A 14,931-nucleotide genomic window follows, 5' to 3' on the forward strand; every position below is an offset into this window, starting at 1 on the left:
GCGCGCGCCCGGCCCGTCCTCTCGCTGCGCTCGCCCTACCGTGCGGACGGCGCCGCGCGGAACAGGTCCGGCCTCTCCAGCCGCAGCGCGGCGGCGCGGCGGTGGCCTTCGAGCCCCTCGCTGGCGCTCTGGCGCACGGCCGCCGGCGCCACGGCCGCGACGCCCTCGGGCTCGATCCACTGATGCGTGGCGACCTTCACGTAGGAGCCGACCCACAGGCCCCCCGTGTAGCGCCCCGCGCCCATCGTCGGCAGCGTGTGATTGGTGCCGCAGCACTTGTCGGAATAGACGACGCTCGCCAGGGGGCCGATGAACAGGGAGCCGTAGCCCGACAGCTTTTGCGCGAAGGCGCGGGCGTCGCGCGTGTGCACCTGCAGGTGTTCGGCGGCGATATGGTCGGAATAGGCGATCATGTCGGCCTCGTCGGCGCAGACCGTGACCTCGCCCTGACGCTCCCAGGCGACGCGCGCGACGCCGGCGGTGGAGAGGGTCAGGAGCTGGCGCTCGACCTCGGCCACCACCGCCTCGGCGAGCGGCCGATGCGTGGTGATGAGGCCGACGCGGGTGTGGATGTCGTGCTCGGCCTGCGCCAGGAGATCCGTCGCGATGATCTGCGCGTTCCCGGTCTCGTCGGCGAGCGTGTAGATCTCGCTCGGCCCCGCCAGCTGGTCGATGCCGACCGGCCCGAAGACCTGCCGCTTGGCCTCGTTCACATAGGCGTTGCCGGGTCCGACGATCTTGTCGACCGAGGGGATCGACGCCGTGCCGTAGGCCATGGCGGCGATGGCCTGCGCCCCGCCGACGCGGAAGATGCGGGTCGCGCCCGAGAGATGGCAGCCCGCCACCATCGCCTCGGCGGCCGTCGGCGGCAGGCAGGCGATCACCTCGGCGCAGCCGGCGACCTTGGCCGGCACGATGGTCATCACCGGGGCCGACAGGAGCGGATAGCGCCCGCCCGGCACATAGGCGCCGACGCGCCCGACGGGGATGACGCGGTGGCCGAGATGGAGGCCCGGCAGGAGCTCGATCTCGAGCGGCAGGATGGTGGCGAGCTGCGCCTGCGCGAAGGCGCGCACGTTGGCGATGGCGAATTCGGTGTCGGCGCGCGTCTGCGGATCGAGCGCGGCGACCGCCGCCTCGCGCTCGGCCATGCTCACCTCGAAGGCCTGCGGCTCCACCCCGTCGAAGGTCCTGGAGAAGCGGCGCAGGGCGGCGTCTCCCTCCGTCCGCACGGCGGCGAGAATGCCCGTCACGCTCTCGCCGACGCTGGTCTGCGTGGCGGCGTCGGCGACGGGCGCCTTGATCCGCACGAGGCGCGCCGTCAGCGACTTGATCGGGTCGGACTTTACCGCTTCGGACATGGGGCGCTTCCTTCTTGGGCGTTCCGGCGCCGGGAAGCTCGCAGAAGCGGCAGAAGGGGACAATGGCGCCGCCGCGCCGCGACCAGTATTCTCACCGGCAGACGCCGCGCGACCGGCGAAGCCAAGCGAGGAGACGACGCCATGCCGGCCATCGGAGCGGGACTGCGGGAATTGCGGCGCCGCCGCCAGCTGACGACGCGCCAGCTGGCGGCGCGCTCGGGCATCTCCCACTCCACCATCTCGCTCCTGGAGCGCGACCGCATGAGTCCTTCGGTGGACACGCTCGGCGCCATCCTCGAGGCCATGGGCTCGACGCTCACCGGCTTCTTCTCCGAGCTCGGCGACCGCATCCCCCACTCGCCCTTCTATGCCGGGCCCGACCTGCCGGAGATCGGGCGCGTCGACGGCATCTCCTACCGCATGGTCGGCATCAACCACCCGAACCGGCGCCTCCTCATGCTGCGCGAGACCTACCGGCCGGGCGCCGACACGGGCGAGGCCTTCTCGCACACGGCGCACGAGGCGGGCATCGTCACGAGCGGGGCGGTGGAGATCACGGTGGGGGCCGAGACGCGGCGGCTCTCGGCGGGCGACGCCTACTATTTCGACAGCGCCACGCCCCACCGCTTCCGCAATGCGGGCGAGGAACCGGCCGAGCTCATCAGCGCCATCACGCCGCCGACCTACTGACGTAGCCCCGCCCGCGCGGACCGCAAGCTTGGAAATTTTTCCAACCAGCCTCGCAAAGCCGTTTGTGTCCCTGCGCTTTCGTGCTTGAGTTTGAAACCGTTCAATCCTGGAGAAGCGCGATGTCTGCGACGAAACTGGCGAAGATGATGGGTGGGCTGCTGCTGGGGTCGCTCATGGCGATGGCCCCCGCCGCCGCGCGCGACCTGACGGTCGTCTCCTGGGGCGGCAACTATCAGGACGCCCAGCGCACGATCTACTTCAAGCCCTTCGCCGAGAAGAGCGGCAAGCCGCTTCTCGACGAGTCCTGGGACGGCGGCTACGGGGTGCTCTCGGCCAAGATGCAGGCCGGCACGCCGAACTGGGACGTCGTCCAGGTGGAGGCCGAGGAACTGGCGCTCGGCTGCGCCGACGGCATCTACGAGGCGGTCGACTGGTCGAAGCTCGGCGGCGAGGACAAGTTCATCCCCTCGGCCGTCAGCGAATGCGGCGTGGGCGCCATCGTCTGGACCACGGGCCTCGGCTACGATGCGGACAAGCTGAAGGCCGCGCCGACCAGCTGGGCCGACTTCTTCGACACCGCCAAGTTCCCCGGCAAGCGCGCGCTGCGCAAGGGCCCGAAATACTCGCTCGAATTCGCCCTCATCGCCGACGGCGTCGACCCGAAGGAGGTCTACGAGGTGCTGGGAACGCCCGAGGGCGTCGACCGCGCCTTCAAGAAGCTCGACACGATCAAGGGCGACCTGATCTGGTGGGAGGCGGGCGCCCAGCCCATCCAGCTCCTGGCCTCCGGCGAGGTGGTGATGACCTCGGCCTATAACGGGCGCCTGGCCGGCATCAACAAGAGCGAGGGCAAGAACTTCCAGATCGTCTGGCCGGGCTCGATCTACGCGGTGGACAGCTGGGTCGTGCTCAAGGGCTCGCCCAACAAGGACGCCGCCTTCGACTTCATCCAGTTCGCGAGCCTGCCCGAGAACCAGTCGAAGCTGCCCGACTACATCGCCTACGGCCTGCCGAACGTGGCGGCCGGCGAGATGCTGAAGCCCGAGACCGCCGCCGAACTGCCGACGGCGCCCGCGAATCTCGAGAGCGCCATCCCGCTCGACACCGATTTCTGGGTCGACAACATCGAGGCGCTGACGACGCGCTTCAACGCCTGGGTGGCGCAGTAAGGATCGACGTCGCGCGGGGGCTCAGGCGCCATCGCCGGTCCCCCGTTCCCGCGAACCCAACCCCTCAAGGGCTCGATGAAGACCTTCATCCACTTCCAGGACGTCTCGAAGTCCTTCGGCCAGACGAAGGTCGTGGAGAATCTCGATCTGGCGGTGGAGAAGGGCGAGTTCCTGTCGCTGCTCGGGCCTTCCGGCTCGGGCAAGACGACGATCCTGATGATGCTCGCCGGCTTCGAGAACGCCAGTTCCGGCACGATTCTGATGGATGGCGAGCGCATCGAGGACCTGCCGGCGCACCGGCGCGGCATCGGCGTCGTGTTCCAGAACTACGCGCTCTTCCCCCATATGACGATCGCCGAGAACGTCGCCTTCCCGCTGCAGATGCGCAAGCTCGGCAAGGCGGAGATCGCCGAGCGCGTGAGAACGGGCCTCGAGCGGGTGCGCCTCGGCCATCTCGGCGACCGGCGGCCCGACCAGCTCTCCGGCGGCCAGCAGCAGCGCGTGGCGCTGACGCGCGCCCTCGTCTTCGAGCCCAAGGTCGTCCTCATGGACGAGCCGCTCGGCGCGCTGGACAAGCAGCTGCGCGAGGAGATGCAGCTGGAGATCCGCGAGCTCCACCGCAGGCTCGGCCTCACCGTCGTCTTCGTCACGCACGACCAGGGCGAGGCGCTGACCATGTCGAACCGCATCGCGATCTTCGACAAGGGCCGCATCTCGCAGATCGGCACGGCCGCAGAGGTCTACGACCGGCCCGCCAACAGCTTCGTCGCCCAGTTCATCGGCGAGACCAATCTCCTGCCCGCGACCGTCGTCGGCGCGGACGGCGAAGGCCTTCTCCTCGATCTAGGGGAGGGGGCGCGGATCCGCGCGGCGCCCGCGACCGGCCGGCCGCTCGGCGCCGGCGCCGGCGCCCTCGTCTCCATCCGGCCGGAGCGGCTGTCGGTCCAGCCGGCGGGCGGGGCGGGGACCGTCGAGGCGCGAGTGGACGACGTCGTCTACCAGGGCGACCACCTGCGCCTGCATCTGTCGCGCGGGCCCCTGCGCTTCGTCGTGCGGTCCGAGCGCCGGGCGAGCGCGCCCGCCATCGGCAGCCTCGCGCAATTGCGCTTCGATCCGGCCGACTGCGCGGTCTTCCCGGCATGATCCGGGCCGGCGCCTCCCTGCGCAGCGCCGCGCTCGTCGCGCCGCTCTTCCTCTTCCTCGCCGTCTTCTTCGTCTGGCCCCTGTGGACCATGATCTCCGTCTCGGTCCGCGACGGCGCCGTCGCCTCCGTCCTGCCGCAGACGGCCGCCGCCATCGGCGACTGGTCGGGGGAGAGCGTGCCGGACGCCGCGATCCAGGCCGCGCTCGTCGCCGACCTGCGCGTCGCCGCGACGATCGACCTCGGCCCCGCCGTGCGCCGCCTCAACAGCGACGTCTCGGGCTTCCGCACGCTCATCCCCAAGACCGCGACGGCGGCGCGCGAGGCCCCCGAGGGCACGCCGGTCGACCTTCCCGCGCTCGACCGGCGCTGGGCGGACCCGCGCTTCTGGGCCGCGATCCAGAGCGCCTCCTCGGCCTATACCGACCGCAATCTCCTCGCCTCCGTGGACCTGACGCGCGACGAGGCGGGCGCGGTCGTCTCCATGCCCGCGGGAAGCTCGGCCAACCGGCTCATCATCGGGCGCACCTTCCTGATCGCGGGCGTCATCACGCTGTGCTGCCTGGCGATCGGCCTGCCCTACGCGATGCTGATGGCCGCGACGTCCGGCTGGAAGCGCAACCTCCTCCTGATGGCCGTGCTCCTGCCGCTCTGGACCTCGCTCCTCGTGCGCACCGCCGCCTGGTTCATCCTCCTGCAGGATCAGGGCCTCATCAACCGCACCCTGATGGCGCTCGGCGTGACCGACGGGCCGCTGCCGCTGATCTTCAACCGCACGGGCGTCGTGATCGCCATGACGCACGTGCTCCTGCCCTTCATGGTCCTGCCGATCTACAGCGCCGTGAACGCCATCCCGAAGACGCTGATGCCGGCCGCCGCCTCGATGGGCGCCAACAGGTTCGCCGCCTTCCGCCGCATCCTCCTGCCGCTCGCGATGCCCGGCATCCTGTCGGGCGCGCTCCTCGTCTTCATGGTGGCGATCGGCTACTACATCACGCCCGCCCTCGTCGGCGGGGCAAACGACCAGATGATCTCCTCGATCATCGCCTTCTACGCGCTGCAGACGGCCAACTGGGGCATGGCGGGCGCGCTCGGGCTGATCCTCCTCGTCGTCACCACGATCCTCTATCTTCTCTACGGCCGGCTCTCGCGCTCCGGCTCGCCGCTGGGAGCCTGAGCCATGCTGCGCAGCGTCCAGGTCCTGTTCGGCGCGGCGGCGGTGGTGTTCCTGCTCCTGCCGCTCGTGGCCATCCTGCCGCTCGCCTTCACGTCGGGCATCTTCCTGAACTACCCGATCCCCGCCTTCTCGACCCGCTGGTTCGGCGAACTCGCCGCCGCCGACGTCTGGCGCCTGTCGATCGTCAACTCGCTCGTCATCGGCCTCGGCGCGACGATGCTCTCCGTCGTCCTCGGCACGCTCGCCGCGCTGGGCCTGCGCAACGGGCTCATCCCGTTCCCGAACGTGATGCGCACCTTCTTCCTCCTGCCGATGGTGGTGCCGGCCGTGGTGCTGGGCGTCGGCCTGCAGATCTCGCTGGTGCGGCTCGGCCTTGCCGGCGGCTATGCCGGCGTCATCCTCGCCCATGCCGTCCTGTGCGTGCCCTTCGTCGTGATCAGCGTCTCGACCGCGCTGCAGGCGATCGACCGGCGGGTGGAGCGGGCGGCGGCGAGCCTCGGCGCCTCGCCCGTCACCGTCTTCCGGCGCGTGACCTTCCCGCTGGCGCTGCCGGGCATCGTCACCGGCGCGGTCTTCGCCTTCGCCACGTCGCTCGACGAGGTGGTGCTGACGCTCTTCGTCGCCGGGCCGAACCAGCGCACGCTCGCGCGCCAGATGTTCTCCTCGATCCGCGAGAACATCTCGCCGGCGATCGCGGCGGCCGCCTTCCTCCTCATCGTCGGAACGCTGCTCCTGGCCGCCCTGGTCGGGCTGATGAACCGGCGCCGCCGCGCCGCCGTCGCGCCGGGCGTCTGATACCGGCCCGCTTCGCCGACGGAAGGCCCCAACGAAGAAGGCCGGCGCGCGGGCGCCGGCCTTCTTCGTTCTTCCCGTGCGGGCCTGCGCTCGAGCCTCAGGCGGCGGCGAGCGCCTCGGCCACCTCGTCGAGCGTCTTGGCGAAGCGGGCGACCATGTCGTGGATCTCCGGCTCGGTGATGATCATCGGCGGGCAGAAGGCGATCTGGTCGCCGATGGCGCGGATGATGAGGCCGTTCTCGTGGCCCTTGGCGAAGACCATGGCGCCGACGCGCCCGACCGGGTCGAAGCGCGCCTTGGTCGCCTTGTCGGCGACGAGCTCGATCGCGGCGATGAGGCCGGCGCCGCGCACCTCGCCGACGAGCCTGTGCCCGGCGAACTTCCGCAGCTCGGCCTGCATGATCTCGCCCATGGCGCGGGCGTTCTCCACGAGGCCCTTCTCGACGATGATGTCGAGATTCTCGTTGGCGACGGCGCAGGAGACCGGATGGCCGCTGGTGGTGAAGCCGTGGCCGAACGTGCCGATCTTGGCGGTGTTGTCGGCGACGCCCTGATAGATCTTGTCGGAGAACAGGATGGCGGCCAGCGGCAGGTAGGAGGAGGTCAGCTGCTTGGAGAGAACGAGCACGTCCGGCTCGATCCCGTAATAGTCGCAGGCGAACATCGTGCCGAGGCGCCCGAAGCCGTTGATGACCTCGTCGGCGACGATGAGCACGTCGTGCCGGCGGCAGACCTCCTGCACCTTCTGCCAGTAGGTGGCCGGCGGCGGCAGGACGCCGCCCGCGCCCATCAGCGGCTCGCCGATGAAGGCGGCGATCGTGTCGGCCCCGGCCTCCAGGATCGTGGCTTCCAGCTCCTCGGCGAGGCGCGTGGCGAAGTCCTCCTCGCTCTCGCCGGGCTGGGCGTTGCGCCAGTAATGCGGGCAGGTGACGTGCTTGACGGGGATCGCCGGCAGGTCGAAATCGCGGTGGTTGGTGGGCAGGCCCGTCAGCGAGCCGGAGGCGATGGTGATGCCGTGATAGGCCGTCTGGCGGGCGATGAAGGTCTTCTTCTTCGGCCGGCCGATCGCGTTGTTGTAGTACCAGATCAGCTTGACGACCGTGTCGTTGGCCTCCGAGCCGGAATTGGTGAAGAAGGCGCGGTCGAGGCCGGCCGGGCTCATCGCCACCAGCCGCTCGGCCAGCCGGATCATCGGCTCGTTCGATTTGTGGCTGAACGTGTGGTAGAAGGGCAGCTTCTGCATCTGCCGGTGCGCGGCATCCGCGAGGCGCTTCTCGCCGAAGCCGACGCCCACGCTCCACAGGCCCGCCATGGCCTCGATGTAGCGCCGCCCCTCCGTATCGTAGACATAGATGCCCTCGCCGCGATCGATGACGATCGGCCCCGCCTCCTCGTGCCGGCGCGCGTTCGTCACCGGGTGCAGGACATAGGCGACGTCGCGCCCTTCGAGGGAGTTGGGCAGGTAGGTCATCGAGATCTCCTTCGGCAAGCCGGCGTGCCGCAAGAACCGTGGGTCCTCCCGTGGTATCAGACAAAGCGGGCGATGCCAGCAGACAGTTGGGCCTGTCCAGAAAAGTGAGCGGGCGGGTGTCGTCACTGCCCGTCGAACAGGGCGCGGATCTGCCGCTCGCTTCTCTGCAGGATGGAGAAGGCCGCGTATTTGGCGGCATGGAAGGGCGCCGCGTCCGGGTTCGGCGCGATGGCCGGGCCGCGATGGCACATGGCGCCCGCTGCCGCGGCGAGGTCGGCATGCGTGCCGGAAGCCACGGCCCCGAGCATCGCCGCGCCCAGGAGCACCGGTTCGGGCGTTCGCGGCAGCGCCACCTTCAGCCCCGTCGCGTCCGCCAGGATGCGCCGCAGGAGGCGCGAGCGCGCCGCCCCGCCCGAGACGACGATCGTCTCGAAGGCGACCCCCTTTTCGAGATTGGCCTCGATGATCTGCCGCGTGCCGTAGCACAGGCCGCACAGGGTCGCGACGAAGAGGCGCGTGAGATCGGCCTCGTCCGCGCCGAGCGTCAGCCCCGCGACGACGCCCGTCGCGTGCGGGTCGGCCTCGGGTGCCCGGTTGCCGAGGAGTTCGGGCACGACATGCAGGCGCGACGAGAGTTCGGCCGCCGCCTCCAGCGAGCCGGCGAGCCGCACGGCCTCGGCCTCCAGCCGGTCGAAGATCGTCATGCCGTCCGTCGCGGCCGCCCGCGCCGTCGCGCCGTGGGCGGGATGGGAGGCGAGGAGATGGTCGAGCGCCGCCCCGTAGGCGGACTGGCCGCCCTCGAGGAGCCAGTAGCCGGGCAGGAGCGCGCCGAAATAGGGGCCCCAGACGCCGTCGACGAAGACCGGCTCCCGGGTCAGCGCCATGGAACAGAGCGAGGTGCCCATGATGAGGGCGAGTTCGCCGGCCGGATCGCCGGGCGTGCCGTCGGGCGCGGCCGCGCCCAGCGTGCCGACGCCGCCCGCATGGGCGTCGATCAGCGAGGCGCCGACGGCGATGCCCGCCGGCAGGCCGAAATCGGCCGCCGCCTCCCGCGTCAGTCCGCCGGCCAGCGGCGTCGCGATGTCGACGACGCGCGCGCCGATGCGCTCGAACCCGTTCCGGGCCAGTTCGCCGAGCCCGATCGTCTCGAAATAGTCCGCGTCCCAGCGCCCCTCGTGGGCCATGTAGGTCCATTTGCAGGTGACGGTGCAGACCGAGCGGTCGGCCGAGCCGGTGGCGCGCAAGGTCAGGAAGTCGGCGAGATCGAGGAAGTGGCGGGCCGCGGCGAAGGTGTCGGGCCGGTTCTCCTTCAACCAGAGGAGCTTGGGGGTCTCCATTTCCGGCGAGATCGTGCCGCCGACATAGTCGAGGACGCGATGGCCGGTGGCGTTGATGCGGGCGGTCTGGTCCATCGCCCGGTGGTCCATCCAGACGATGACGTTGCGCTGCGCCTCGCCGCTCGGGCCGACGGGCAGGGGCCTTTCGTCCGCGTCGAGGACGACGAGCGAGCAGGTCGCGTCGAAGCCGATGCCGCGCACCGTGGCGGGATCGACGCCCGAGCCCGCCACCGCCTCGCGCACGCAGGCCGAGACCGCCTGCCAGATGTCGTCGGAGGACTGCTCGACGATGTCGCCCGCCTCGCGCCACATCGCGATCGGGCGCTTGGCGGAGGCGAGGAGCGTGCCCGCGCCGTCGAAGAGCCCGGCCCGGGCGCTGCCGGTGCCGACGTCGATCCCGATGAAATGCGCGGTCATGGCGTTGCGTCCCGTTGGGCCTGGCGTTTCGTGCATGATCGGCCTGCGTCAGAGATCGACGCTGGTCGGCAGGATGACGAGGTCGCGGATCGTGACGCCGCGCGGGCGCGTCAGCATGAAGAGGACGGCGTCGGCGACCTCCTCGGCCTCCATCAGGCTGCCATTGGCCTTGGCCTCGTCGAGCTTGGCCTGCGGCCAGTCGGCGATGAGGGCGGTGACGACGGGGCCGGGCAGGACGGCGCCGACACGGATGCCGTGCTTGATGACCTGGCGGCGCAGCGTGTGGACGAAGGCCTGAACGGCGAACTTCGAGGCGGTGTAGACCGGCTCCCAGACGACGGGGACGACGCCGGCGACCGAACTTGTGACGAGGATGTCGCCGCTGCCGCGCTCGGCCATGTGCGGGAGCACGGCGTGGACGGAGCGGAAGACGGCGTTGACGTTGAGGTTCAGCATCCGGTCCCAGGCGGCGGGATCGCCCTCGATCACCTCGCCGCCGACATAGGCGCCGGCATTGGCGTGGAAGATGTCGAGGCGCCCGGCCGTCTCGACGATCTGCGGCATCATTCGGGCCACGCTGTCGGGATCGAGCATGTCGACCTTCAGCGGCATGGCGGCCTCGCCGAGCTCGGCGCAGGCCGCCGCCAGCCCTTCGTCGGAGCGATCGACGACGAAGACGCGCGCGCCGGCCTGCACGAGCGCGCGCGCGCAGGCGAGCCCGATGCCCGACGCCCCGCCGGTGATGGCCGCGACCTTGCCCGAGAGACTTGCGTTCATGGCGGGGATACTCCTGAGACCTTGGAACGGGGCCGCGTCAGGCGCGGCCGTGGGAGACGCGGGACTGGCGCGCCAGGCTGTCGACGATGACGGCGATGGCGAGGACGCCGCCGGTGATCATGTAGCGAAGCGAGGAGGAGAGGTTGAGAAGCGTCAGGCCGCTGGCGATCGACTGGATGACGATGATGCCGAGAAGCGCCGACCAGGCGCTGCCGCGCCCGCCGAAGAGGCTCGTCCCGCCGATGACGGCGGCGGCGATGGCGTTGAGGTTCACGTCGCCGGTGCCGGCCTGCTGGCTGGCGGAGGCGAGGCGCGCCGAGGAGAGGACGCCGCCGAGCGCGGCGAACATCGAGCACAGGACGAAGGCGCTGGAATAGACGCCGGCGACGTTGATGCCGGCGCGCCGCGCGGCCTCCGCGTTGCCCCCGACGGCGGTCATGGAGCGGCCCCAGCGGGTGCGGGTGAAGGCGTAGTTCATGACGACGACGAGCGCCACGAACAGGCCGAACATCCAGGGCACGCCGCGCCCGGAATTGAGATAGAGCACCACGGCGACGAGCCCGGCGGTGAGGATGCCGGCCTTCAGGACGAGGCCGGTCAGCGAGCCCGCCGAGAGATTGGCCGCCTCGCGGCGCGCCCGCGTGCGCTGGCCCATGACGAGAAGGACGAGGCCCGGCACGACGGCGAGCGTCAGCGACACCCAGTCGGGCATGATCATCAGCTGGCCGAAGTTCACGGGGAAGGAGCCGTAGGGCAGGTTGATGGAGCCGGTATTGCCGAGCAGGTAGAGCTGCAGGCCGAGAAGCGCGAGGAGGCCGGCGAGCGTGGAGACGAAGCTCGGCATGCCGAGCCGCGTGCGCAGCGCCGCGTAGAGGAAGCCGACGACGGCGCCCAGCGCCAGCGCGCCGGCGATCGCCAGGATCAGCGGCACGCCCTGGTTCACCCACATGACCCCGACCAGCGCCGAGCCGACGCCGCTCATCGAGCCGACCGAGAGATCGATCTCGCCGAGCATGAGCACGCAGACGATGCCGAGCGCGATGACGCCGATGGTCGAGCAGTCGAAGAGCAGGTTGACGAGGTTGTTGGCCGAGAGGAACACCGGGTTGAGGACGGTGAACACGGTCCAGATGATGACGAGGCCGACGACGACGGGCAGCGAGCCGACGTCGCCCGAGCGCACCCGGTCGAGGAAGGCCTTCACGGTTCCGCCGAGCCCGGTGGCGTGGGCGACGCGGCTGTCGCTGCGGTCGAGGCGCGCCGGCGCCTTGGTGGTCTCGCTCACGTCCGTGCCTCCTCGGTCTGCGGCATCGCGGCCTGGCGCCGTTCGGCGCGCCGCGAGACGGCGTTGTCGGTGGCGCCGGTGATGGCGCCGACGAGATCTTGGTTGGAGGCGTCCGGCGTGAAGACGCCGTTGTTGCGCCCGAGCCTCAGGACCACGATGCGGTCGGCGACGGCGCGCACGTCCTCCATGTTGTGGCTGATCATCAGGACGGCGAGGCCCTTGGCGCGCACGCGCTCGATGAGGTTGAGCACCTCCGCGGTCTGCGCCACGCCGAGCGCGGCGGTCGGCTCGTCCAGCATGATGACCTTGGGATTGAGAAGGAGCGAGCGCGCGATGGCGACCGTCTGGCGCTGGCCGCCCGACAGCGAGGCCACGACGTCGCGCACGTCCGGAATGCGCGCGGCCAGCTCGTTGAGGAGCGTCCAGGCCCGCACCTCCATCGCCGTCTCGTCGAGATGATAGGGGCTCAGTTCCTGGCCGAGGAAGATGTTGGCGACGACGTCGAGATTCTCGCACAGCGCCAGATCCTGGAAGACGGTGGCGATGCCGAGCTCCAGCGCCGCGCTCGGGCCGTCGAGCGTCACGGGCCTGCCCTGGAAGGTCATGGTGCCCGAACTCGGCTGATGGACGCCGGCCAGCACCTTCACGAGCGTCGACTTGCCGGCGCCGTTGTCGCCGACGAGGGCGACGACCTCGCCGGCATGGAGCTCGAGGTCGATGTCGGTGAGGGCGGCGACGGCGCCGAAATTCTTCGAGATGTTGCGAAGGCCGAGAACGAGCTCGCCTCGGGCGGGTCTTTCGACCGGAAGATTGGACATGGCGGCCTGGCCTTTCGCAGCGAGGAAGCGTTGGTCGCGGGCAATGGTCGGGTGGCGGGCGGGGTGCGGCACGCGCCGCCGGTCGAGGCGGGCGGCCCGTCCCCGGGCCCGGATCGCGGCGGTCGGTCCGGCGGCGGTGCGCCGCCGGACGCGCTGCGCCCTTACTGGATGCCGAGCGCCTTGCAGCCTTCGGCATAGCGGCCGGTGCACAGTTCGGCGGCCGTGTTGATCTTGGTGTCGATGATCTCGGCCTTGAGATTCTCGGCCGTGATGACCTTCGGGATGAAGAGTTCCGAGGGCGTGTCGTAGAGCGTGGTCTTGGGCTCGGGCGTCTTGCCCTCCAGAAGCTGCACGGCGACCCTGGCGGCGGCGGCGGCGACGATCTCGCTCGGCTTGGAGATCGTGTTGTACTGGTCGCCCGCGATGATCAGCTGAAGGCCGGCGATCGTCGCGTCGTTGCCGGTGACGGGGGGCACGGGATCGACGCCGGCCGCCTTGAAGGCCGCGATCGCGCCGCCGGCCGTGCCGTCATTGGCCGCGACCACGCCCTTGATGTCGGCGCCGAAGCGCGTGATCTGGCCGCTCGTCCATTCCTGCGCCTTGGGCGGGGCCCATTCCGGCGTGTCGTATTCCGACAGCGTCTTGTAGCCGCTGTCCTTCAGGCCGGCATGGATGCCGTCGCGGATGAGGCCGGCGGCCGCGTCCGTCGGCGAGCCGTTGATCTCCAGGACGCCGCCTTCCGTGGTCGGCACGCCCTTTGCCTTCAGATGGGCGACGAGCGAGTCGGTGATGGCCTTGCCGATGCCGGTATTGTCGAAGGAGACGTAATAGGCGGCCGGCACGCTCGGAATCGGGCGGTCATAGGCGATGACCTTGACCTCCTGGCTCTCGGCGAGCTTGACCAGCGAGGCGGCGGCGGTGGAATCGACGGGGTCGAGCACGATGACCTTGGCCCCCTGCGAGATCACCGAATTGAACTGCTGCTGCTGCTGCGAGGCGTCGGCATCGGCGTTCTGATAGATCACCGTGCATTTGGGGCAGAGCTTCTCCATTTCGGCCTTGAAGCCGGGAAAGTCGTGCTGCTCGTAGCGGGTCGACGCCTGGTCGGGCATCAGGAAGGCGACGGTGCCCTCGAGATCGCTCGACTGGGCGAAGGCCGCGCCGCCGGCGAAGAGGCCGAGCGCCAGGGCGGCGAGGCCGGTCGTCATCTGTGTCCTGCGGATCATGTGGAAGTCCTCCCGTTGGGTTCTCGTGTCGTCTGCGCGTCTGCGACCGGTGGGGATCGGCGACGCATCGCCCGGCGCGGCCCGGTCCTCCCCGGCGCGACGAGCCATCCTGCCGGCGCGCCTCAATGCACGCGCGGACCCGTCTCCTGCGCCGCCTCGTCCGGCGCCTCGCCCGCCATGCCGGCCGCCTCGGGCCGGGCCGGCGGGCGGGGCGGCCTGTGGCTCACCGAGGAGCGCACGACGAGCCCCGCGTCGAGGACGGTGGAGAGCGGCGGAGCGGGGGCGTTCGCCTCCATCCGGAAGCGCAGCCGGGCCCAGGCGGCCTGGGCGATCTCCTCCAGCGGCTGGCGGATGGCGGTGAGGCCGGTGTTGCGCGCGCTCATCCAGGCGTAGTCGTCGAAGGCGACGATGGAGGCGCGGTCGGGCACGGCGATGCGGAACTGCGCGAAGGCGGACAGGACGCTGAGCGTCGTGACGTTGGTCGTCGCCATCACCGCGTCCGGCACGGGATGGCGCTCCAGCCAGCGCGCGAAGACCGATGCGCCCTTCTCCACGTCCGTGCCGAGTTCCAGAACGGTCGCCCGGCAGCCGGTCTCGCGCCGGATGTGCTCGGCCGCCGCCTCCACGCGCTCTGCGATCGGCAGGATGTCGAGCCGCGAGGCGGCGAGCACGATGTCGCGGTGGCCGTGCTCGACGAGGTGGCGGGCGGCGACCTCGCCGGCGTCGCGATTGTCGATCGTCACCGTGTCGGCGACCGCCGACGGCACGGCGACGCGGTCGACGAGCACGACGGGCATGCGCGCGGCCTCCGCGACGAGCGCGTCGGGCACCTCGTTCGAGCAGGGAACGGCGATGACGCCGGCGAGGCGCCAGGCGAGAAGAGCGTCGAGCCGCGAGGCCTCGATCGCCGGGTTGTCGCGCGAGCTCGCCACGATCACGTCGTAGCCCTCGGCCTGCGCGAGCGCCTCGAACCGGGTGACGAGCGTGGCGAAGAAGGCGTCGGTGAGGTCCGGCACCAGAACCGCGACGACGTTGGTGCGGCCGGAGCGCAGTTGCGAGGCGGCGCGGTCGGGTTGGTAGCCGAGCGTGGCGGCGGCCTCGCGCACGCGCTTCTGAAGCGCCTCGTTGACAGGCTTGCGGCCGCTGAAGACGTTGGAGACGGTGGCCGCGGAAACGCCGGCCAGCGCGCAGACGTCCTTGATCGAGATGCGGCTCTTGGCCATCGCGCGACGCCTCCCAACGTCGTAAAACGATTTACTGAAAATCG

General features: G+C 70.6%; 13 protein-coding genes. 5 read left to right on the forward strand and 8 right to left on the reverse strand.

Annotated features, from left to right (window positions below; genetic code table 11):
- Window positions 1-35 precede the first annotated feature (35 nt).
- Window positions 36-1,361: a histidinol dehydrogenase gene (gene hisD, locus ASG48_RS03840; protein ID WP_055845585.1), complete on the reverse strand. Its 1,326-nt coding sequence runs from the start codon at window positions 1,359-1,361 to the stop codon at window positions 36-38.
- 141 nt (window positions 1,362-1,502) lie between these two features.
- Between hisD and ASG48_RS03845 the strand changes: the two genes are divergently transcribed.
- The 5 genes from ASG48_RS03845 to ASG48_RS03865 all read left to right on the forward strand — a co-directional run bounded on the left by ASG48_RS03845 (window position 1,503) and on the right by ASG48_RS03865 (window position 6,333).
- Window positions 1,503-2,051: a cupin domain-containing protein gene (locus ASG48_RS03845; RefSeq protein ID WP_055845587.1), complete on the forward strand. Its 549-nt coding sequence runs from the start codon at window positions 1,503-1,505 to the stop codon at window positions 2,049-2,051.
- A 143-nt stretch (window positions 2,052-2,194) separates the two neighbouring features.
- Window positions 2,195-3,220, forward strand: coding sequence for an ABC transporter substrate-binding protein (locus ASG48_RS03850; protein WP_244486754.1), 1,026 nt, complete (start codon window positions 2,195-2,197; stop codon window positions 3,218-3,220).
- Between the two features lie 75 nt (window positions 3,221-3,295).
- Window positions 3,296-4,363 (forward strand): ABC transporter ATP-binding protein, encoded by a 1,068-nt coding sequence (locus ASG48_RS03855; RefSeq protein ID WP_055845591.1) that lies wholly within the window; start codon window positions 3,296-3,298, stop codon window positions 4,361-4,363.
- Window positions 4,360-5,538 (forward strand): ABC transporter permease, encoded by a 1,179-nt coding sequence (locus ASG48_RS03860; protein WP_055845595.1) that lies wholly within the window; start codon window positions 4,360-4,362, stop codon window positions 5,536-5,538. Before ASG48_RS03855 ends, ASG48_RS03860 begins: the two co-directional genes overlap by 4 nt.
- A 3-nt stretch (window positions 5,539-5,541) precedes the next feature.
- Complete coding sequence (locus tag ASG48_RS03865) at window positions 5,542-6,333, forward strand: ABC transporter permease (RefSeq protein ID WP_055845598.1); 792 nt, start codon at window positions 5,542-5,544, stop codon at window positions 6,331-6,333.
- Between the two features lie 97 nt (window positions 6,334-6,430).
- Here the strand turns inward: ASG48_RS03865 and ASG48_RS03870 are convergent, their stop codons facing one another.
- The 7 genes from ASG48_RS03870 to ASG48_RS03900 form a co-directional block, all read right to left on the reverse strand.
- A complete protein-coding gene (locus tag ASG48_RS03870; RefSeq protein ID WP_055845814.1) occupies window positions 6,431-7,804 on the reverse strand; it encodes an aspartate aminotransferase family protein in 1,374 nt (457 codons plus the stop codon).
- A 122-nt stretch (window positions 7,805-7,926) separates the two neighbouring features.
- Entirely contained in the window at window positions 7,927-9,558 is a 1,632-nt protein-coding gene (locus ASG48_RS03875; protein ID WP_055845601.1) for an FGGY-family carbohydrate kinase, read from the reverse strand.
- Between the two features lie 48 nt (window positions 9,559-9,606).
- Window positions 9,607-10,335 carry an SDR family oxidoreductase gene (locus tag ASG48_RS03880; protein ID WP_055845603.1) on the reverse strand — a complete coding sequence of 243 codons (729 nt, stop codon included), beginning with the start codon at window positions 10,333-10,335 and terminating at the stop codon, window positions 9,607-9,609.
- 37 nt (window positions 10,336-10,372) lie between these two features.
- Complete coding sequence (locus ASG48_RS03885; RefSeq protein ID WP_055845606.1) at window positions 10,373-11,620, reverse strand: ABC transporter permease; 1,248 nt, start codon at window positions 11,618-11,620, stop codon at window positions 10,373-10,375.
- On the reverse strand, window positions 11,617-12,438 hold the full coding sequence (locus ASG48_RS03890; RefSeq protein WP_055845609.1) for an ATP-binding cassette domain-containing protein: 822 nt from the start codon (window positions 12,436-12,438) through the stop codon (window positions 11,617-11,619). The genes ASG48_RS03885 and ASG48_RS03890 overlap by 4 nt, the downstream gene beginning before the upstream one ends.
- Window positions 12,439-12,599: 161 nt before the next feature.
- A complete protein-coding gene (locus ASG48_RS03895) occupies window positions 12,600-13,664 on the reverse strand; it encodes a sugar ABC transporter substrate-binding protein (protein WP_055845612.1) in 1,065 nt (354 codons plus the stop codon).
- 122 nt (window positions 13,665-13,786) lie between these two features.
- Window positions 13,787-14,887, reverse strand: a complete 1,101-nt coding sequence (locus ASG48_RS03900; protein ID WP_055845615.1) for a LacI family DNA-binding transcriptional regulator — start codon at window positions 14,885-14,887, stop codon at window positions 13,787-13,789.
- Window positions 14,888-14,931 lie beyond the last annotated feature (44 nt).

It is taken from the genome of Aurantimonas sp. Leaf443 (assembly GCF_001425575.1).
Taxonomy (GTDB): domain Bacteria; phylum Pseudomonadota; class Alphaproteobacteria; order Rhizobiales; family Rhizobiaceae; genus Leaf443.